The following is a 19,231-nucleotide window of genomic DNA, read 5'->3' on the forward strand; positions in this document are numbered from 1 at the left end:
CTCTCGAACGGCGTGGACTATTCGTAGGGGTCGGTAGGGGCGGCCACCTTCCGCCAGGACTCGACCTCGATGTACGGAATCTCCTCGTCGTTGATCGGGTCGCGTCCGCGGCGGTCGGTGTAGCGGCCGACGACCTGGACCCACGTGTCGTTGTCCAGACCGACGGGCACCGCGCCCGACATGCCGAGTTTGACGGGCCGGCCGTCGGCGGCACAGCAGGAGAGGATCATTCGGGCGAGGATCGGCTGGCCGTCAGGGCCGGGAGTGATGAAACCGGTGAGCTGGACACGGCGTGCCCCGATCGACTCGCCGTTGTCGTACATGGCCCGCGCGGCGTAGTCCAGGAGACTGGTCCTCGCCGGGTCGCCGCTCGGCAACGGTGGATACGCGTAGTCCTCGGCCGCCGTCAGCGCGGTGCCGGTCTGGTTGGCGGCGTAGGAGCCGAGAGCGGGCGGGACGACCATGAGCAGTCCCACGACGGGCAGGATCAGCAGCCAGGCCACTCGCGGCTCGTGGGAGTGCGCGTGCGTGCCGGCCGCGGGCCCGGTGGCCGCCTCGGCCGGGCGGCCGGCGGTGGCTCCGTCGGGCTCACCCGAGGTGAAGGCCGGTCGGAGCTCGTACCAGAGTGTCATCACGGCGGCGGCGATCAGCACCAGGCTCGCCACGATGAGGAACGGACGCAGCCCTTCCTTGACGTAGCGCAGATAGAGATCGGTCATGGTGGCCCGGAGGATGGCGCCCCCGAAAAGGATCATGATGCATGCCTGTGCTTGACGGTTCACAGCAGCACCATCCCGGTGACAGCGGCCACGCCGACCGCCACGGCGAATGTGGCCGGTGCGAAGCGGACGGCGAAACGTCGGCCGAAGATCCCTGCCTGCATGGAGATCAGCTTGAGGTCGACCATGGGACCCACCACCAGGAACGCCAGTCGGGAGGTGAGCGAGAACTGGGACAGCGACGCGGCGACGAAGGCGTCGGCCTCGGAACAGATGGACAGCAGGACGGCGAGTGCCGCCAGGGCGAGAACGGACAGCACCGGCTGGTCGGCGAGGGTCTGCAGCCATCGCTCGGGCACCAGGACGTTGATGCTCGCCGCGGCGGCCGCACCGACCACGAGGAACCCGCCGGCGTGGACGACGTCATGGCGTACCGCGGACCAGAACGCTTGACCGCGAGGAGCGCCGTCGAGGTCGGGCCGGTGTGGCAGCCGGATCCAGTCGGTCCTGCCGAGTCGTAACCAGAGCCAGCCCATGACCATGGCGACGGCCAGGCTGGCAACGGCACGCCCGACGACCATTTCCGGGTTGTCGGGGAAGGCGACGGCGGTGGCGGTGAGCACGATCGGGTTGATCGCCGGAGCGGCGAGCAGGAAGGCGAGTGCGGCGGCCGGGGTGACGCCGCGCCGGATCAGGGAGCCGGCGATCGGCACGGCACCGCACTCGCAGCCGGGGAGCACGACACCAGCGGCGCTGGCCACGGGCACGGCGAGGGCGGGATGCCGGGGGAGGGCGCGGGCCCAGAAGGAGCGGGGTACGAACACGGCGATCGCCGCCGACAGCAGGACGCCGAAGACCAGGAACGGGACGGCCTGCACCATCACGGAGACGAAGACGGTCGTCCAGGTGGCGAGGGCCGGCGTGGCGAGCAGGTCGGTGAGTTGCCCGCTCATGACGAGCAGGAGGAGCAGCAGGGCGGTGAGCACCTCGACGGAGCCGATCCGGTAGGTGCTCGGTGACCGGGAGCCGTCGCCGGGCCCGGCCGTTTCCGGGCCATGCCGGTCCTCGATCGCGGCAGAGAGTTGGCCCCGCCCGGTGCGGGGGATGCGTTCGGGTGCGCTCACGCCGGCTCCGTTCCTTGTTCTGCGCGTCATGGGGCGGTTCGATGGTCAGCTGGTGGCACCGATGTGGACGGCGCCGCGGCCGACGATCCCGCCGTCACCGGTGACGACCGCGAGTTCGCCGAACAGCTCTCGGCTGGCGACCGGCGTGGACTGGGCGCTCACCGCCGGGTGCAGGTGGCGGCGTGGGTGCGCCTGCTCAGGTCGCGGGTTCACTCACGTTCTTCTCCTCCAGAGCGCAGGACTCGGTCGATGCGGGGCACGCGTGAGCGAAATCCTTGATGGTGTTGGCATTCGATGTCGATACGTGTTCCGACGTTGTTATCTCTCCGTGACGTCACGGTCCGCGGACCGTGACGTCGGGTTCTCGCGTCGGCTCGTGGCGCTGTCGTCACTGTCGAACGGCGAGCAACCAGGACCCGTTCGCGGTCGGTGTGCCCACTGGCGGGGTGATTTCCCTGCCGTCACCCTCGCGGCCCGAGCCGGACGGCGGCGAACGCGCATGTTCGTAGCGCGGGTGCCGGCGGAGGGGTGAGCGTGAGCGGAGCGCTGGTACGACGCCGACGCCGGGACCGACGACGCATAATGGTCCGACCGGCATCGTGCCGGCGTTGCACGCAGTTCGGACGACGGCGGCAGAGATCGCGGGAGGGTGGCGCGACGGTGAACCAGGCGATGCCGAATGTGACCCGGAACACCCGACAGCGCGGCGAGGTGCTGGCGCTGCTGCGGGAGGTCGAGGGTTTCCACACGGCGCAGCAACTGCACCAGATGCTGCTCGCCCGTAACGCGCGGGTCGGCCTGACCACCGTCTACCGGACGCTTCAGCTTCTCGTGGAGGCCGGCGACATCGACTCCACCCGGCTTCCCGGGGGTGAGCAGCTGTATCGCCGGTGCAGCCAGAGCAAGCACCACCATCACCTCGTCTGCCGAAACTGCGGTCGCACGGTCGAGGTCGCCGGGCCGGCGGTGGAGCGGTGGGCGGACCGCGTGGCGGCCGACCACGGCTTCACCGACGTCGGCCACACGCTGGAGATCTTCGGCACCTGCGCGCAGTGCTCGCGCTGACCCTTCCCGTCGTACCGCCGCGCGGGCGGGGTGCCGCGCGGCGGATCAGGTGGTGACGGCGGTCGGTGCGTCGATCCGGAAGTCGGGGTCGATCTGCGTGGTCAGGTCCACCCCGGCGCGGTCGTTGCCCCAGGCCGCGGCGTTGCGGCGATGGAACTCCCGCGCCCAGTGCGCGAATCTGTCCCAGTCCTGCGGGGTGGCGTCCACGCTGTCGGCCAACTGGCCCAGCACCGCACGGTTGGCCGGCTCCAACTCATCGAGTGCGCCGACCGTGCCGCGCTCCGCCCGGCGTACGTAGCTCGACCGGGACACCCAGGTCAGCAGATCCTCGCCCACGTGTTCCCGGAGGAACTCGACGTCGGTGGAGTCCTCGACCTTGTTCCCGACCACCGACAGGGCCACCCCGTAGTCACGGGCGTAGCCCGCGTACTGCCGGTAGACGCCGACGCTGCGCACCGTCGGCTCGCACACCAGGAAGGTGCGGTCGAACCGGGTGAACAGTCCGGACGCGAACGAGTCCGCACCGGCGGTCATGTCCACCACGACGTACTCGCCCGGCCCGTCGAGCATGTGGTTGAGCACGAGTTCCACCGCCCCGACCTTGGAGTGGTAGCAGGAAACGCCGAGGTCCTCGGGGGCGAACTCGCCGGTGACGGCGATCCGCACCGGCCCGATCTCGCGCACGCAGGCCGCGTAGATGGGGTTCTCCTCGACGACGCGCAGCAACCGCGAGCCGGGCCCGGGCGGCGTGGTCTTCACCATCTCCGCGCCGGAGGCGAGGCGCGGATTGGTGCCGCGCAGGTACTCCTTGATCGCGGGCAGGTGCTCGCCCAGCGGCGTCATCTCGGCCATGGTCGAGGCGGACCCACCGAGAGCGACGGCGAGGTGCTGGTTGATGTCGGCGTCGACGGCGAGCACAGGCCGGCCGATCTCGGCGAGGTGCCGTGCGAACAGGGCCGCGAGAGTGGTTTTTCCGCTGCCACCCTTGCCGACGAACGCGACCTTCACCGCTCATCCTCCGGATCCACACTAACGGTAACGGTTTTCATGAGCGATACTGTAGCGGTAGTCCCGGTCGGTGCCGGGCAAAAGCGGTACGTGTCGTCCGAACGGTCCCGCCACCCGACCCGGCGAGGCGCAGGCGGGGAAGCGGTTCGTCCGAACCCGGGTTGGCGGCACGGGAACACCCGCACCCGCCTGCGGCGTGGTGGCCGCCCCTGGCAGAACCGCCACCGCGGGTTCGTCCGGTGGTGGGAACGCGTCGGTGCTACCGTAGATCGGCAACGACCGGAGCCTGGGTGGTCAGGCGGACAAGGGAGACCAGACATGGTGGGTGACGACGACATCTCCGGGTGAGACCGGACATGTGATCGACCACTGCCCGGCGCCAGTAGGCGCCCGCAGCCGTGGTCATGTCGTCGTTCCTCGAAGCCATGTCCCCTGTCGGGCGGCCGTGGTCCGCCCGCCCTCACCTACGAGGTCGTCTCTCCGATGTCCGATGCCTTCATCGTCTGCTCGAACCTGACCTTCTCCTGGCCGGACGACACCCCGGTCTTCCAGAACCTCTCCTTCACCATCGGTGGCGGCCGTACCGGACTGGTCGCGCCCAACGGCGCCGGCAAGAGCACACTGCTCAAGCTGATCGCCGGCGAGTACCGCCCCACCGCCGGGTCCGTCACCGTCCAGGGCGTGCTCGGTTACCTCCCGCAGAGCCTGCCGCTGGTCGGCGACCCGACCGTGGCCGAGGTGCTGGAGATCGCTCCGCTCATCGCGGCCCTGCACGCCATCGAGGCCGGTGACGCCAGCGAGGAACACTTCACCACGATCGGCAACGACTGGGACATCGAGGAGCGGACCCGTGCCCAGCTGGACCGCCTCGGCCTCGGCGACCTCGCCTTCGACCGGCGCCTGGACACCCTCAGCGGCGGCCAGGTCATCTCCCTCGGCCTGGCGGCGCAGCTGTTGAAGCAGCCCGACGTGCTGCTGCTGGACGAGCCGACCAACAACCTCGACCTCGAGGCCCGACACAAGCTCTACGACGTGCTGGAGCAGTGGAACGGCTGCCTGCTGCTGGTCAGCCACGACCGGGCACTGCTCGACCGGATGGACCGCATCGCCGAACTCGACCGCGGCGAGATGCGGTTCTACGGCGGGAACTTCAGCGAGTACGAGGCGGCGGTGCGCGCCGCGCAGGAGGTGGCGGAGAAGAACGTCCGCAACGCCGAGCAGGAGCTGAAGCGGGAGAAGCGGGAGCTGCAGGAGGCCCGCGAGCGGGCGGCGCGGCGGGCCAGCAACGCCTCGCGCAACCTCAAGAACGCCGGTCTGCCGAAGATCTTCGCCGGCACGATGAAGCGGGATGCCCAGGAGTCCGCCGGCAAGGCGAACGAGCTGCACTCCTCGCGGGTCAATGAGGCCAGAGCCCGGCTGGACGAGGCGGGGCGCGCGCTGCGCAACGAGCAGAAGATCTCGCTGGAGCTGCCCGCCACGAACGTGCCGGCCGGACGCACCCTCCTCGCCGCCGAACGGGTGCAGGTCCGACACGGCGAGCGGTCCCTGTTCGCCGCCGACGGCGTCGACCTCACGATCCGGGGGCCGGAGCGGATCGCCCTGCTCGGCCCCAACGGCGCCGGCAAGTCCACATTGCTGCGCCTGGTCAACGGCGACCTGGAGCCCGAGAGCGGTCAGATCAAGCGGGCCGAGGGCCGCATCGCGTACCTGTCCCAGCGGCTGGACCTGCTGGATCTGGACCGTACGGTGGCGGAGAACCTGGCCACGTTCGCGCCACAGGCCCCGGACGCGCAGCGGATGAACCTGCTCGCCCGCTTCCTGTTCCGCGGTCCCCGAGCCCACCTGCCGGTCGGGGTGCTCTCCGGCGGCGAACGGCTGCGCGCCACCCTGGCCTGCGTCCTGGGCGCCGAGCCCGCACCGCAGCTCCTCCTGCTCGACGAGCCGACCAACAACCTCGACCTGGTCAGCGTCGGTCAGTTGGAGAGCGCCCTCAACGCGTACGAGGGCGCGCTGCTGGTGGTCAGCCACGACGAGCGGTTCCTCGCGGAGATCAAGGTCAACCGTTGGCTGCGGCTCACCGAAGGGCGCCTGCTGGAGACCGGCCCTCCGGACGTCGACTGACCCGCCCCGGGCGGCCCCGGTTCGCGGGGCCGCCCGGACCGTCCGACGTGGAGCCACACCGGGTGCCCGGTCGGCTCTGCCCTTCCCACGCCCCGCATGCGGCTCTCGCCCGCGGGGACGACGACGATTCCGATGATGGTGTGTGTCGCATGTCCACTTCCGCCCTGCTCGCCCACGATCTGGTCCGCACGCTCGGTACCCGCCGGGTGCTCGACGGCGTGTCCCTCACCGCCGCACCCGGCCAGCGGATCGGGCTGATCGGGGAGAACGGGACCGGTAAGTCCACTCTGCTGCGGCTGCTCGCCGGGGTGGACGAGCCCGACGCCGGTACCGTCGTCCGCCCGGCGGAGCTGGGCTTCCTGCACCAGGAGATGCCCTTCGACCCGTCCGCGACGATCGCCGCCGTGCTCGACGACGCGCTGCGCGAGGCGCGCGCGGATCTCGCCGAGCTGGACCGGCTCAGCGGCGCGCTGGCCGACACGCCGCAGGACGCGCCGGAGTACGCCGACCTGCTCCGCGCGTACGGCGATCGGCTCGACCGGGCACAGGCCAGCGACGCCTGGGACGCCGACCGGCGTGCCGAGATGATGCTGGCCGGGCTCGGCCTCGGGGCGCTCGCACACGACCGCCCGCTCGCGTCCCTGTCCGGCGGCCAGCGCGGACGGGTCGCGTTGGCCGCCCTCCTGGTACGGCGGCCCGCGGCGCTGCTGCTCGACGAGCCCACCAACCATCTGGACGACGACGCCGCCGCCTTCCTCGAGGAGCAGCTCCGTGCCCTGCCCGGGGCCGTGGTGGTAGCCAGTCACGACCGGGCGTTCCTCGACGCGGTCTGCACGGATCTGATCGACCTCGATCCCGCCGTCGACGGTCCGACCCGCTACGGCGGCAACTACACCGACTACCAGGCCGCCAAGCGGGCTGAGCGGGAACGCTGGCAGCGCCGCTTCACCGAGGAGCAGGAGGAGCTCGCCGAGCTGCGCCGCGCTGTCGAGGTGACCGCACACGAGGTCGCACCGGGGCGGGCTCCGCGTGACAACGAGAAGATGGGCTACGGGCACACCACGGGGCGGGTGCGGCGGTCAGCTTTCGTCTGGCCGAGCGAAAGTGAGGAGGCGGCAACGATAGCTATCGACGGGTGTGACAGAAAGGACTACTCTCCGAGCCAGCGCCATCGACAGGAGAGCCCTTCATGTCACGTCGTACCGGTAAGCCCTCCTACCTGCTCGAACGACCGGGCCGACAGCGGCGCTACCGGGTGCGACTCCTGGTCGGGGCCGCCACTGCGGCGCTCATGTCCGGAGTGATCGGCGGCCTGATCGGCTTCTCCGTGGGGCAACCGACCGCCGTCGAGGCGAGCGTCGCGGAGATGCGGGAAGCCGAGGCCAAGCGCGACGTTCAGCAGATCGTCGAACTGACCGAGATCGCGCGTCGGACTGGTGAACAGCTCGCGCCGATCCTGCTGGCGATCCGGCAGGAATCCGAGGCGGGAGGCATTCCCGAGGCCCGCAGGGTCCGCGATTGGCAGCAGACGGTACGCCAGTTGACCGAGCAGTTTGCGAACCCCCCGTCCGGCACGACGGCGACCAACGTCGCGCGCGGCGGCCTGAGAAGCGCCGTCGAACAGGCGGCCGTCGCCGTCGACTCCGTCGCGTTGGCTTCGGGCGGCCCGACTGGCGGCCGCAAGGACCACCTGGCGCTGGCGGCACGGCAGGCCGACCTCGCCGCGGCGACATGGTCTGTGGCGGCGACCCAGCTCGACCAGATCAACATCGACGCCGGACTGGGCCATCAGCACGTGCATCTCGACAACGGTGGGGGACCTGGGCACATGTCGCCCGACGGAGAGGCCGAAGGGTCGGGCGGCTGACGGCTCGTGAGACGGGGACCCGGAACTCTCAACCACCACCCGCACAGGCCGCGCAGACGCCAAAGATCTCCAAGGTGTGGTTGATGTCGGTGAAACCGTGTCGAGCCGCCGTCCGGTCCGCCCAGACCTCGACCGTCGGCCCGGTGACCTCGACGGTACGCGCGCAGAGACGGCAGACCAGGTGATGGTGGCGGGTGCGGCTGCACCGGCGGAACAGCTGCTCGCCGTTGGGTAGGCGCATGCTGTCGATCTCACCGGCTTCGACCAGTGCCTGCAGCGTGCGGTAGACGGTGGTCAGGCCGATCGCGACGTTGCGGGAGCGTAGCTCCGAGTGCAGCCGTTGAGCGCTGCGGAACTCATCGGACTCCTCCAACAGTGCCCTCACCTCGGCCCGCTGCCGGGTGTTGCGGCCGACGCCCGGCGGCATCTGGGTCATCGCCACGCCCTTCAGGCCCGCGTGGCCCTGTCTGGAGGAGCGTGGCGGCCACCACGACCTCCCGGTCCGCCCACCGCAGGTGCCACGTTCGTCGGCGGAAAAGATAATGGTAACCACTTCCAACGGGAGTCGCGGGGGTGGTCTCCCGCGTTCGCTGGTCGTCGCCGGCGGGCGGGTCGAGTCCGGTCGGCGCGGCGTACGCAGACGGCGCCGCGCCGACCGGCTCCACCGCGGCACAGACGCCGTGGCTCACGACGTGGTGCCCGGCTCAGGTGCGGTGGAACGAATCAGGCAAGGACTTCGAAGGTGAAGGTCTTGGCCCCGGAGCTGACGGTGCTCCCATCGGCGGCGAGCTTGCCGGTGACCTCGAAGGTGACGGCGTACGTGCCGGCCGCGTCGAAGCCCCAGTTGACGTGGGCATGGGTGTTGCGGTTGACGGTGAGGTTGTCGGGCAGGCCGTTCCCACTGTCGAACAGCACGCTCGGAGTGCCGCCCGAGACGGTGTAGACGCTGAAGCCGGCTGGGCCGGACACGCTGGTGAGCGTGAACGTGACCCGGTTGTTCTGGAAGACCCCGGAGGGTACCTCGGTGGTGTTCCAGCCGGCCCAGAGCAGGCCGGGGGTGCTGGACTGGGGCAGGACCCACGCCTGGCCCCCGGTGCCGAGGAACGACCAGGCGGTTCCGGACGGCACACTCGTCTTCGCGGTGGCCGGCACCCGGAAGATCACGTCGGTCGGATCGCGTTCGACGTCGGTGCCGCCCGTGCCGTCGAGGACGTTGACGGTGAGCGCGCCGGCGGCGTAGTCGACGTCGATGGCGTCGACGTGACCAGCGGAGAGCACCACCGGAGCGGCGGTGGCGGACGTCGCGGTGCCGACGATGAGCGCGGCGGTCAGGGCGAGACCCGCGAGGAACCGGTGGTGATTTCGCATGGCGCTCACTCCTTCACGGTGAAGTGGACAGTGGCCGGTGCGGAGGTGACCCGCTCGCCGGTGGCCGCCACCACGCCGGTGGCGCGCACGGTCACCCGGTAGGTGCCGGCCTCGTCGAACGCCCAGTTGGCGTGCGTGTGGTCGCCGGCCGTCAGGTTGATGGAGTCGGGCAGACCGTCTCCGCTGTCGGCCAGGACAATCGGTTGTCCGACCGCGTTCTCGGTGTAGACGGCGAGCTGGCCCGGGCCGATGACCGACCGGACGGACAGCGTCAGCGAGTCGCCGGCGAAGATGCCGGGTTCGACCTCCTCGGCGGCGATGCCCGGCCAGATCAGGTCGGCGTTCTGAATCTCCGGCAGGATCCAGACCGTGCTGGCGCCCGGGGTGCCCAGGAACGCGAAGGCGGGGTCCGCCGGGACGGTCACCTTGGCCTGGCGCTTGACGACCAGCCTGACCTCGTCGCTGGCGTACTCGACGTCGTTGTCCTCGTCGTGGACGCCGATCTCCAGCTCGCCGGCCTCGTAGGCGACGTCGACGACGTCGAGGTGGCCGGTGCGGAACACCACGGGGGGCGTCGTGGCGGCTTGTGCGGGCAGGGCGGTCGCGACCAGGGTCAGGCCCAGGACGGCCGGCGCCAGTACGTGGCGCAGGGTTCTACGCACGAGGGGGCTCCTCTCTCGCACCGATCCCCAGTGGACCGGCACTTAATGAAAACGATACCCGTTTCGGATAAGCCGCAACAGGGGTGGCGGGAACCGCTCGCCCCGCGGGTGTTCCGTGCCAGCTGCCTGCCGGCCGCGGGGGCGTTCGGTCACCGCTTCGCGGCGACATGGCGGGACACGCCTCTCCGGCGCACCCCGGAACCGATGTGAAAACGAGAACCATTATCGTGTAGGTGACCTCGTACAAGGAGATCCCTCATGGCCGTACCGAAGCGCAGAACGTCCCGGTCCAACACCCGCCACCGTCGAGCCCGGTGGAAGGCGACGCTCCCGCCGACCGTTCCCTGCCCCTGCCCCCGCACCGAGCCGGTGGTTCCCCACCGTGCCTGCGGCCACTGCGGCCTCTACCGCGGCCGGCAGGTGGTGGACGTACCGTGACCGGGCGGCTGCCGGTCACGGTGCTCTCCGGCTTCCTCGGCGCCGGCAAGACCAGCCTGCTCAACCACGTTCTCGCCAACCGCGACGGGCTGCGCGTGGCGGTGATCGTCAACGACATGAGCGAGGTCAACATCGATGCCTTTTTGATCCGCGACGGTGGCGCGCTGTCCCGGACGGAGGAGCGGCTGGTCGAGCTGACCAACGGCTGCATCTGCTGCACTCTGCGCGACGACCTGCTCGACGAGGTCGTCCGGCTGGCCCGTCTGGGCCGCTTCGACTACCTGCTGATCGAGTCCAGCGGCATCTCCGAGCCGATGCCGGTGGCCGCCACCTTCGCCTTCGGAGTGGAGGACGGGCAGGTGCTCGACGACCTCGCCCGGCTGGACACCACCGTCACCGTCGTGGACGCCGCCGGCGTGCTGGCGCAGATCGCGGCCGGAGAGTCCCTGGAAGAACGAGGGTTGTCGGCCTACGACGGCGACGATCGCACCATCGCCGACCTGCTCGTCGACCAGATCGAATTCGCCGACGTGATCGTGGTCAACAAGACCGACCTGGTGGGCGTTGGGGACCTGGAGCGGGTCGAGGCGCTGATCACCCGGCTCAACCCGGGTGCCCGTCGGATCCGGGCCGCGTACGGCCGGGTGCCTCCGGCGGAGATCCTGCACACCGGCCGCTTCGATCTCGACCGTGCGGAGACCGCCCCGGGCTGGGTCGCGGAACTCAACGGCGAGCACGTTCCGGAGACGATCGAGTACGGCATCTCCAGCATCGTCTTCCGTGACCATCGACCATTCCATCCCCAGCGACTGTGGGACCTGCTCACCGGTCGCCTGGCGGAGTTCGGCGTCCTGCGCTCCAAGGGCTTCCTCTGGCTCGCGAGCCGGCCGGCCGTGCAGGCGTTGTGGTCGCAGGCCGGCCCGTCGGGCCGGTGCGACCCGCTGGGCGTTCCCGTGGTCGTGTCCGGCGAGTGGCCGGACGACCCGCGGGAACGCGAGGAACTGCGCGCCCGTTGGCATCCGGACTTCGGCGACCGGCAGCAGGAGCTCGTGCTCATCGGAGTCGACCTCGACGCCGACGGTCTCCGTGCGGCACTGCACCGGTGCCTGCTCACCGACGCGGAGAGCGCCGCCGGTCCCGACGCCTGGCGGCAGCTCCCGGACCCGTTCCCCGAGTGGGATCTCGGCGACCCGCACGAGCACGGGCACGCCGTCGCCGCCATCACGCCCTGACCCGCTGCCGCGAGGCGCCGGGTAGGTGGCCCCGGCGGCGCGGCTCCGACCGCAGGCGTCATCCCGGTGATTCGACGGGTCGTCGCGCGGCCGGGGCCACAGCTCCGCCGGGTAACCCCGGCAGCGTCCGGCAAGCTGTCGATCGTGAGCTGGCCGGCCCGGCCGGCCAGCTCACGATCGATCGTCAGAAGCCAGGCCCGGTCCCCACCGCGGTGTCGGCCGCCTGGGCCGCCTGCCTGGTGCCCTTCGGGGGGCGTGTCACCGCTTGCCCTCCGCCCCGCGGCGGGCGTACTTGTTGCGGAACTTCTCGACCCGACCGGCGGTGTCGAGCAGGCGCTGCTTGCCCGTCCAGAAGGGGTGACTCGCGGAGGAGATCTGGACGTCGATGACAGGGTAGGTGTTGCCGTCGGTCCACTCGACGGTCTGGTCGCTGGTGGCGGTCGATCGGGTCAGGAAGGCGAAGTCGGCGCCCTTGTCGCGGTAGACGACGGGCCGGTACTCGGGGTGGATTCCGGGCTTCACGCGGGTTGAGCTCCTTCGGTGTCAGTGTCGATCAGTTCTTCCGCCGCGAGGGGGAAGCATCCGGCGAACGGGTCGGGGTAGGTGCGCCACGTCTCCTCGCCGTCGGCGAGTTCGGCGTCGGTGAGCAGGCAGGCGGTGAGGGTGCGCCGCAGCGCGACGGGGTCGACGTCGAGGCCGATGAAGACGAGGTGCTGGTGCCGATCGCCGTAGTAGGGATCCCACTCCAGGGCGGCGGCGAGCCGGCGCTGGTCGCAGACGTGCTCCCACCGGTCCTCGGGGAGGCTGACCAGCCAGTGCCCGAGGGATCCCATCGCCAGTCCGCCGCCGGCGAACTCCCACGCGACGACGGTGTCCGGCTGGCTCGCGAGCCAGAGATGGCCACGAGAGCGGATCATCTCGGCGTTGAGGTCCTCCAGGACGTCGTGCAGCCGCTGGGGATGGAACGGGCGGCGGGCGCGGAAGACGGTGGACACCACGCCGCAGTCGGCCTCCGGCTCGTGCGCGCCCAGGGCGTATCCCTGCAGGCCCCGCGCGAGGATCCCGGGGGTCTCCGGTCGGTGCCGGTGGGTGTGGCGTAGCTGGCGGGTGAGTGCGTCGGCGTCGACGCGCTCGCCATCGACCCGGAAGTGCGCCGCCCACGGGGCCATGCGCTCCAACAGCACCCTCAACCTGCTGGTGTCGAAGGCCCCGTCGGGGGACTGGCCCCACAGGACCAGGGTGTCGGCGTACTCGATCTGCCGTACCACGACGTCCGCCAGCGCCCGGTGGTCGTCGTCGCTCGCCTGGATGCCGAGCGCGGCGAGGTCGTCGGTGCTGGCGAGGGCGTCGAGCAGGTGTTCGGCGTCGAGGACGGTGACGTACGAGTCGACGCGGATCAGGTCGGTGATCGGGGCGCCGTCAACCAGGCAGGAGGTGCAGGCGGCGGCGACCGCTTCCGGTTCCACGACTTCGGGCAGCATGAGCACCAGGTCACGGCCGGGGTTGCCGCGGGCGAGCCGGACGAGGGCGGGCAGCACGTCCTCTCGCAGGGTGCAGGAGACGCAGCCGTGCCGCAGGCTCACCCGCTCGTCCTCGACGATGCCGGTGCCGGTGCGGACCACCCGGCGAACGACCCCGTCGCGGAGCCCGGTGAGGTCGTGGCGGAGCAGCAGCAACGACGGGTCGGCGGCGAGCAGTGCGCGGGCGATGGCGAAGGTCGCCGCCGGCCAGAATCCGGACAGCACGGTCAGCGACGGGCGGGTATCGGCGTCGGCTGCCACGGCGTGGGCCGGGGCCTGTGGTGACGACGACATGGTGTTCCTCTCGACGTAACTGAAAACGATTGTCATTCTAAACAGGCGCCCGACGCGGGCGCGAGCGGTGGGTCCGAGGTCGAGTGCCGGCTGGTCGCCGCAGGTCGGCGGGGTGCTCATCGCTCGGATCGGGTTGGCCGGGCAGCTGGTGCGGTGTCCGTCGCGCGGTCGGCTGTCGCCTCGGCGGGACCGCTCGATGGAGACCGTTGGCGCCCCGGTGCCGCTCTGGCCGAACGGCTGATGTAGAACTGAAAACCGTTGTCGTTATCGTTAGGTCCCGAGGAGGAACGGTCACTGTGTCCAGACGTTGTGACGTCACCGGCGCGCAGCCGAGTTTCGGCAACGCCGTGTCCCATTCCCACCGGCGCACCCGTCGCCGCTGGAACCCGAACCTGCAGAACCACCGTTACTGGCTGCCGTCCGAGCGGCGGTGGGTGAGTCTCACCCTCACCGCGAAGGCGCTGAGGATTGTGGACCGCAAGGGGATCGAGAAGGTCGTCGCCGAGCTGCGGAGTCGAGGAGTGAAGCTCTGATGGCCCGTCAGACCGACGTACGCCCGATCGTGCGGCTGCGCAGCACTGCGGGAACCGGCTACACCTATGTGACCCGCAAGAACCGCCGCAACGATCCGGACCGCCTGGTCCTGCGCAAGTACGACCCGATCGTTCGGCGCCACGTCGAGTTCCGAGAGGCGCGCTGATGGCGCGCAGGAGTCTCGGCAACCGGCAGGCGCGTCGCGCGGAGCTCGTGGCGCGGCACGCCGCGGCGAGAGCCGAGCTGAAGCGCCTCGTCGGCCACCCCGACACCGATCCCGCGGTCCGCGCCGAAGCCGTCCGGCGACTCAGCCGGCTGCCCCGCGACGCGAGCCCGGTGCGCCTGCGTTCCCGCGACCAGATCGACGGGCGTCCGCGTGGCGTGCTGACCCGTTTCGGGCTGTCCAGGGTGCGGTTCCGGGAGCTGGCCCTGCGGGGCGAACTGCCCGGAATCCGCAAGGCGTCGTGGTGACGAGGGCGGCCGACGCGGGCGGGAGCAGGCGAAGCCTGGGCAACGCTCGCCACAGGTACTACCGCGCGCACGTGCGCGCGGTGTGAAAGGGGAGGTATGAATGCGACGTTGAGGGCGCGCGGTTTCGCGGCCCTGATGGCCGGGGCGGTGGTGGTCGCCGGCACCGTGCTGGCGCCCGCCGTCGCGTCGGCCGCGCAGCGCGTGGTGCTGTCCAAGGGGCACACCGACGCGGTCGACGTGCACTACGAAGGCGGCGCGTTGTCGTTGAAGGTCCACGACGACACGGTCAGCCCATCGGTGACGCGGGATCCGGCGGACGTGACGTTCCAGGTTCTGCCGGAGGCGGCGATGGCCGTTCCGGACGATCCCCGGTTCGCGTTCCTGGGGCCGGTGGGGAGCCAGGTCTGGCTGCTGCCGATGACGCAGGACCCGGATCTGCTCTGGCCGGGATGGAACACCACGACGCTCGACTCCGGCGTGTTCGCGGGTGACCAGGTGCGGCTGAGCCTGGTCGACGTGCAGGGGCCGGGCAACGTCACGCTGTTCACCCAGGATGCGTTCGGCGGTCCGATCATCAAGTTCCGCGGTGACGACGGGCTGCCGGACGCGATCGACGTGCCGGTACGCACCCACGCGCACTCGAACTGGGCGTTCAGCGCGTTGGGCAGCTACACCCTGAGGTTCCAGGCCGATGCGACGCTGACCGACGGCACGACGGTCAGCACGGGACCGGTCGCGTACTCGTTCGTCGTGGGGGAGCCCTCCGGCGGCGGACCAGAGGTCGGCCTGTCGATCAGCGGCATGGCCGACGAGTACCAGCCCAACGACACGGTGACGCTCAACGCCGTGCAGACGCCGCAGACCGAGCTGGATCACTACCACTGGTTCAGCAAGTGCCCCGGCGCCGACGACTGGACGATCATCCCGGGTGAGGCGGGCGCGAGTTACTCGTTCACCGCGACCCGGCAACTGAACTCCTGCGAGTACGTGGTCAAGCTCTACGACGACGATCACGCGGTGGTCGCCACGAGCGAGCCGGCGACCCTCTGGGTGGCGTTTCCGCCGGAGAACCCCGGCGCGTCCCAGACGATCACGGCGTCGATCGACGAGACGCAGGGCTCGCTCGTGATCAGTGTCGACCCGGACGACCGCGCCGTGGTGTTGCCACCCGCGCAGCTCAACCCCGCCGGTGACCGGTGGGAGAGCACCGGCGAGCTGAGGCCGGTCACGGTGACCGACACCCGCGCGGGTCAGCCGGGCTGGAGCGCCTCCGGGCAGGTCCCGGCGGACTTCACCGGCCCGGACGGTGCGACCTTCAGCGCCGGATATCTCGGCTGGAGCCCCCGGCTGATCACTCAGGGCTCCGGCCAGGGCGTGGTGGCCGGCCCGGAGGTGGCGCCGTACACGGTGGGGGCCGGCGGTGGCCTCGGCAACAGCGCGGTGCTGGGCTCGGCGGCGAACGGCGCCGGACGGGGCACCGCACAGCTGGGCGCGGGCCTGCGGCTGAGCCTGCCGACCGAGACGGCCGCGGGCACCTACACCGCCACTCTCACCCTCACCGCGATCTGATCGCCCGACCCCGTCCGGTGGCCCGGATCCGATCCGGCCACCGGACGTCGCGGGGTGAGCGGGCCGTCGCGCGGTCCGCCCACCCCCGCCCCCCTCGCACCCTCAGGAACGGACACCACCTCCGCCATGCGCCTGCTCGCTGTCATCGCCACCGGCATCGCCCTGCTCGGCCCGCCCCCGCTCGTCGCGGCGCCGGCAGCTACCGCCTCGTTCGGGCGCGCGGCGAGCACGCCCCCGCCCACGGCGGCAACGCCCACCACGCGACCCCACAGCGCAGTCACCACGGAACGAAACGGCCGCGTGCTGGCCGCGCCTGCCCCCTCCGCCACCGCGACAGCACCACAGACACCACCCGCCAACCCCGCCGCGCCGACGCCGCCGCCGGCCGCCGCGACCTGGGGAGTAGCGCCGTCGAGCGCGAAGGGCCCGAACGGCCGCCCGGCGTTCACCTACAAGCTCGACCCCGGCGCCACCCTGACCGACTACGTCGCGGTCACCAACCACTCGACGCGTCCGCTCACCCTCAACCTCTACGCCAGCGACGCGTTCACCACCCCGCAGGGCGGGTTCGACCTGCTGGCCGGCGGTCGACAGCCCACCGACGTCGGCGCGTGGGTCCGCCTCGCGCGCACCACCCTGACCATCCCGTCGACATCTCGCCTGGACGTCCCCTTCACGGTCACCGTGCCGGCCGACGCCACGCCGGGGGACCACGCCGGGGGCATCGTCGCCGCGCTCGCCGCCACGGCGGCGGACGCCCAGGGCAACCAGGTCTCCGTCGAACATCGAGTCGGCGCGCGGATCTACCTGCGGGTCACCGGTGAGCCGCAGCCGGCGCTGACCATCGAGGACCTCCGGGTACGGCACACCGGCTCCGTCAACCCCTTCGCCGGCGGCGCACTCACCGCCACGTTCACCGTCCGCAACACCGGCAACGTGCGGCTCACCGGGCGGCCGACGTTCGGCGTCGCCGGCCCGTTCGGCCTCGCCCGGCGGTCCGTGGAGGCGGCGGCCCTCCCGGAGATCCTTCCCGGCGGTGCACTGCGCACCACCGTACGCATGAGGGACGTGCCACCGCTGTTCCGGCTCAGCGCGACCGCGGCCGTCACCCCGACCGCCGTGGACGGCCTGCCCCTCGACCCGGCGCCGGCGGTCGACACGGCGCGCGCCTCCATCTGGGCGGTTCCCTGGCCACAGCTGGTCCTGCTGACCCTGTTCGCCCTCGCCGGCTGGGCGCTGCTCGCGGCCAGACGGCGGCGAGCGCGGCAGCTCGCCCGCGCGGTGGCCGCCGCCCGGGAGGAAGGCCGCGCACAGGCCGGCCTTGAGATGCGCCGGGCCACCGACGGCCAACCGGACTCGGCTCCCGCCGAGACCAGAGCGCAGCCGGCAGTCGGCACGGACGGCGAGACCGTCCCCGAGCGTCCGGTGCCGGATCGCGGACGTTCCGACCAGGGCCGCGACCGGCAACCGGACACCGACCGCATGGGCGAGCAATGACACGGCTACAGCAGCCGTCCCGGCCCTCCCGCTCGCGTCGGGCGGCGACGTCACCCGGCACGTCACCGCGACGCGACTCCACCGATCGACGACGAAGCCGCCTGGGGAGCAGAGAATGAGGATGAGAACCATGCGTGCCGGCGCCGCCGGCCTCGCCGTCGCCGTACTGGCGCTGACCGCAGGTGCCGCCCCGGCGGCGGCGGAACCGTCCCCGGTCACCGCTGCCGGCGCGGATCTGGTCTCCGTCGCCCTCGACGGTGACTCGATGTCCCTGCGCATCCGGGAGGCCGCGCAGGCAGCCCGCGGTGCGGCCGGGCGTGACCCGGCCGAGGTGGTGCTCGGCCCGGACGGCGGCCTGGCCGGCCGGGTGCCGCCCGGCAAGGCCCTCGCCTTCCTCGGCGCGCCGGGGCACGCCGTGTGGTCGCTGTCCACCGGCGACACCGGGTTCCCAGCCCTGGACACCACCGGCGTACGCCCCGGCGTCGTCACCGACGACACGGTGGCCCTCACCCTGCGCTCGGTCGAGGGGCCGGGAACCTTCACCGCCTATGCCCTGTCCGGCCTCGGTACCGCGACGGTGCTCTTCGGCAGCGGTCCGGACCTGACGCGCACGGTGCAGCTACCGGCCGGGAGGCGTACCGGTGCGGTGGTCTGGGCCTTCGACGCGGCCGGCGACTACCGGCTGACCCTGACCGCCTCGGCCACCCTGCGCTCCGGCCAGGAGGTCAGCGACGAGGCCAGCTACCGGGTGCGCGTCCCCACGATCAGCCCGGTCGAGCAGGCGCCGCCACCGGCTCCACGCCAGCAGGCCACCCGAGCCACCGAGCGGCTGCGCGCCCTTGCCGCACCCGCCGCCGCACCGCAGCCGGCGGCCGCGCCGCAGCCCGCCGCGGCCGCGCCGCTGGCCGGAGAGGCGGCCACCACGTCGGCGGGGGCCCGCCAGGTGATCGCCGACGGGCACGTCGACATGGGTCCGCAACTGGCCGGCGACGACTGGACGATCCGGATCAAGGACGACCGGACCAGTCCTCCGGTCTGGCGCGAGACCGCCGACGTGGTGCTACAGGTGAGGGACAACGCGAAGATCACGGTGCCCGCCGGTGCCGACTTCCTCGGCAAGCAGGGCGACGCCGTGTGGCTGCTCCCGCAGTCGCAGCAGGCGGGCATCGTCTGGCCGGGGTGGAACACCCAGCACGAGTCCGTCGTGTCGGGTGTCAAGGGCAACGTCACGTGGACCTTGAAGGGCGTCACCGGCCCCGGCCGGTTCGCGTTGTTCCTGACCGGCTCGTTCGGCAAGGCCGACGTGCTGTTCGACTCCGCCAAGGCGTTCCCCCAGCGGTTGAGCATCCCGCTCAACACCCACGCGCACGGAAACTGGGCCTTCAGCAAACCCGGTCTGTACCGCCTCGCGGTGCAGATGAGCGGCGCCACCACCGCGGGCAGGGCGGTCACCGACACGAAGACGCTCACCATCGCTGTCGGTGACAGCACCGACCCGAGTGCCGGCTTCGGCTCCGGCGGTGGCAGTGGCGCGGACAGTGATCCGAATGATGACGGCGGCGCCGGTCAGGACGGGGGCGGAGCCCTGCCGCGCACCGGTGCCGGATGGGTGCTGACGGCCGTGGCGACGGGTGTCGTCCTCGTCGCCGTCGGGGTCCTGCTGGTGCTGCTGAGCCGTCGCCGCCGCGCGGGTCTCTCCGACGCCGCGAGCGGCTGACCGCACGGCGGAGGTGCCACTCGTG

The 19,231-nt window shown here is 71.5% G+C and carries 21 protein-coding genes; 12 read left to right on the top strand and 9 right to left on the bottom strand.

The window, feature by feature from the left end:
* Positions 1 to 17: 17 nt before the first annotated feature.
* The 3 genes from SM573_RS16565 to SM573_RS16575 form a co-directional block, all read right to left on the bottom strand.
* Complete coding sequence (locus tag SM573_RS16565) at positions 18 to 782, bottom strand: TIGR03943 family putative permease subunit (RefSeq protein ID WP_474616472.1); 765 nt, start codon at positions 780 to 782, stop codon at positions 18 to 20.
* The gene (locus tag SM573_RS16570; RefSeq protein ID WP_474610267.1) at positions 779 to 1,720 is read right to left on the bottom strand and encodes a permease; all 942 of its coding nucleotides are present in this window, start codon (positions 1,718 to 1,720) and stop codon (positions 779 to 781) included. Before SM573_RS16570 ends, SM573_RS16565 begins: the two co-directional genes overlap by 4 nt.
* 168 nt (positions 1,721 to 1,888) lie before the next feature.
* Complete coding sequence (locus tag SM573_RS16575; protein ID WP_474610087.1) at positions 1,889 to 2,056, bottom strand: hypothetical protein; 168 nt, start codon at positions 2,054 to 2,056, stop codon at positions 1,889 to 1,891.
* Positions 2,057 to 2,515: 459 nt separating this feature from the next.
* Here SM573_RS16575 and SM573_RS16580 point away from each other — a divergent pair, with 459 nt between their 5' ends.
* On the top strand, positions 2,516 to 2,908 hold the full coding sequence (locus tag SM573_RS16580; RefSeq protein ID WP_474610266.1) for a Fur family transcriptional regulator: 393 nt from the start codon (positions 2,516 to 2,518) through the stop codon (positions 2,906 to 2,908).
* Positions 2,909 to 2,953: 45 nt separating this feature from the next.
* Here the strand turns inward: SM573_RS16580 and SM573_RS16585 are convergent, their stop codons facing one another.
* Positions 2,954 to 3,916, bottom strand: a complete 963-nt coding sequence (locus tag SM573_RS16585) for an ATP-binding protein (protein ID WP_474616473.1) — start codon at positions 3,914 to 3,916, stop codon at positions 2,954 to 2,956.
* 483 nt (positions 3,917 to 4,399) lie between these two features.
* On the opposite strand from SM573_RS16585, the gene abc-f reads away from it, so the two are divergent.
* The 3 genes from abc-f to SM573_RS16600 all read left to right on the top strand — a co-directional run bounded on the left by abc-f (position 4,400) and on the right by SM573_RS16600 (position 7,904).
* Positions 4,400 to 6,037 (top strand): ribosomal protection-like ABC-F family protein, encoded by a 1,638-nt coding sequence (gene abc-f, locus SM573_RS16590; protein ID WP_474610085.1) that lies wholly within the window; start codon positions 4,400 to 4,402, stop codon positions 6,035 to 6,037.
* 149 nt (positions 6,038 to 6,186) lie between these two features.
* Positions 6,187 to 7,341 (top strand): ATP-binding cassette domain-containing protein, encoded by a 1,155-nt coding sequence (locus SM573_RS16595; RefSeq protein WP_474610084.1) that lies wholly within the window; start codon positions 6,187 to 6,189, stop codon positions 7,339 to 7,341.
* A complete protein-coding gene (locus SM573_RS16600) occupies positions 7,329 to 7,904 on the top strand; it encodes a hypothetical protein (protein ID WP_474610083.1) in 576 nt (191 codons plus the stop codon). Before SM573_RS16595 ends, SM573_RS16600 begins: the two co-directional genes overlap by 13 nt.
* 28 nt (positions 7,905 to 7,932) lie before the next feature.
* Here SM573_RS16600 and SM573_RS16605 read toward each other — a convergent pair whose 3' ends face one another.
* The 3 genes from SM573_RS16605 to SM573_RS16615 form a co-directional block, all read right to left on the bottom strand.
* A complete protein-coding gene (locus SM573_RS16605) occupies positions 7,933 to 8,340 on the bottom strand; it encodes a Fur family transcriptional regulator (protein WP_474610082.1) in 408 nt (135 codons plus the stop codon).
* Between the two features lie 287 nt (positions 8,341 to 8,627).
* Positions 8,628 to 9,272 carry a choice-of-anchor M domain-containing protein gene (locus SM573_RS16610; protein ID WP_474616474.1) on the bottom strand — a complete coding sequence of 215 codons (645 nt, stop codon included), beginning with the start codon at positions 9,270 to 9,272 and terminating at the stop codon, positions 8,628 to 8,630.
* A 5-nt stretch (positions 9,273 to 9,277) separates the two neighbouring features.
* Positions 9,278 to 9,934: a choice-of-anchor M domain-containing protein gene (locus SM573_RS16615; protein ID WP_474616475.1), complete on the bottom strand. Its 657-nt coding sequence runs from the start codon at positions 9,932 to 9,934 to the stop codon at positions 9,278 to 9,280.
* 258 nt (positions 9,935 to 10,192) lie between these two features.
* Here SM573_RS16615 and rpmF point away from each other — a divergent pair, with 258 nt between their 5' ends.
* Positions 10,193 to 10,372, top strand: coding sequence for a 50S ribosomal protein L32 (rpmF, locus tag SM573_RS16620; RefSeq protein WP_474616476.1), 180 nt, complete (start codon positions 10,193 to 10,195; stop codon positions 10,370 to 10,372).
* Positions 10,369 to 11,604, top strand: coding sequence for a GTP-binding protein (locus SM573_RS16625; RefSeq protein ID WP_474616477.1), 1,236 nt, complete (start codon positions 10,369 to 10,371; stop codon positions 11,602 to 11,604). The genes rpmF and SM573_RS16625 overlap by 4 nt, the downstream gene beginning before the upstream one ends.
* Positions 11,605 to 11,862: 258 nt before the next feature.
* On the opposite strand, the gene SM573_RS16630 is transcribed toward SM573_RS16625, so the two are convergent.
* Together SM573_RS16630 and SM573_RS16635 are read right to left on the bottom strand one after the other, a co-directional pair.
* A complete protein-coding gene (locus tag SM573_RS16630) occupies positions 11,863 to 12,126 on the bottom strand; it encodes a type B 50S ribosomal protein L31 (RefSeq protein ID WP_474610077.1) in 264 nt (87 codons plus the stop codon).
* On the bottom strand, positions 12,123 to 13,418 hold the full coding sequence (locus SM573_RS16635; RefSeq protein WP_474616478.1) for a CobW family GTP-binding protein: 1,296 nt from the start codon (positions 13,416 to 13,418) through the stop codon (positions 12,123 to 12,125). Before SM573_RS16635 ends, SM573_RS16630 begins: the two co-directional genes overlap by 4 nt.
* A 296-nt stretch (positions 13,419 to 13,714) precedes the next feature.
* Between SM573_RS16635 and rpmB the strand changes: the two genes are divergently transcribed.
* From rpmB to SM573_RS16665, 6 genes are all read left to right on the top strand, one after another.
* Positions 13,715 to 13,951: a 50S ribosomal protein L28 gene (gene rpmB, locus SM573_RS16640; protein WP_474610075.1), complete on the top strand. Its 237-nt coding sequence runs from the start codon at positions 13,715 to 13,717 to the stop codon at positions 13,949 to 13,951.
* Positions 13,951 to 14,118, top strand: a complete 168-nt coding sequence (gene rpmG, locus SM573_RS16645) for a 50S ribosomal protein L33 (protein WP_095565727.1) — start codon at positions 13,951 to 13,953, stop codon at positions 14,116 to 14,118. Before rpmB ends, rpmG begins: the two co-directional genes overlap by 1 nt.
* Complete coding sequence (gene rpsN, locus SM573_RS16650; protein ID WP_474610074.1) at positions 14,118 to 14,423, top strand: 30S ribosomal protein S14; 306 nt, start codon at positions 14,118 to 14,120, stop codon at positions 14,421 to 14,423. The genes rpmG and rpsN overlap by 1 nt, the downstream gene beginning before the upstream one ends.
* Positions 14,424 to 14,519: 96 nt before the next feature.
* Complete coding sequence (locus tag SM573_RS16655; RefSeq protein WP_474616479.1) at positions 14,520 to 15,992, top strand: choice-of-anchor M domain-containing protein; 1,473 nt, start codon at positions 14,520 to 14,522, stop codon at positions 15,990 to 15,992.
* Between the two features lie 300 nt (positions 15,993 to 16,292).
* Positions 16,293 to 17,489 carry a WxL protein peptidoglycan domain-containing protein gene (locus SM573_RS16660; protein WP_474616709.1) on the top strand — a complete coding sequence of 399 codons (1,197 nt, stop codon included), beginning with the start codon at positions 16,293 to 16,295 and terminating at the stop codon, positions 17,487 to 17,489.
* A gap of 130 nt (positions 17,490 to 17,619) precedes the next feature.
* Positions 17,620 to 19,206 (top strand): TIGR03773 family transporter-associated surface protein, encoded by a 1,587-nt coding sequence (locus tag SM573_RS16665; protein WP_474616710.1) that lies wholly within the window; start codon positions 17,620 to 17,622, stop codon positions 19,204 to 19,206.
* Positions 19,207 to 19,231: the final 25 nt, after the last annotated feature.

The organism is Micromonospora xinjiangensis, from assembly GCF_056150165.1.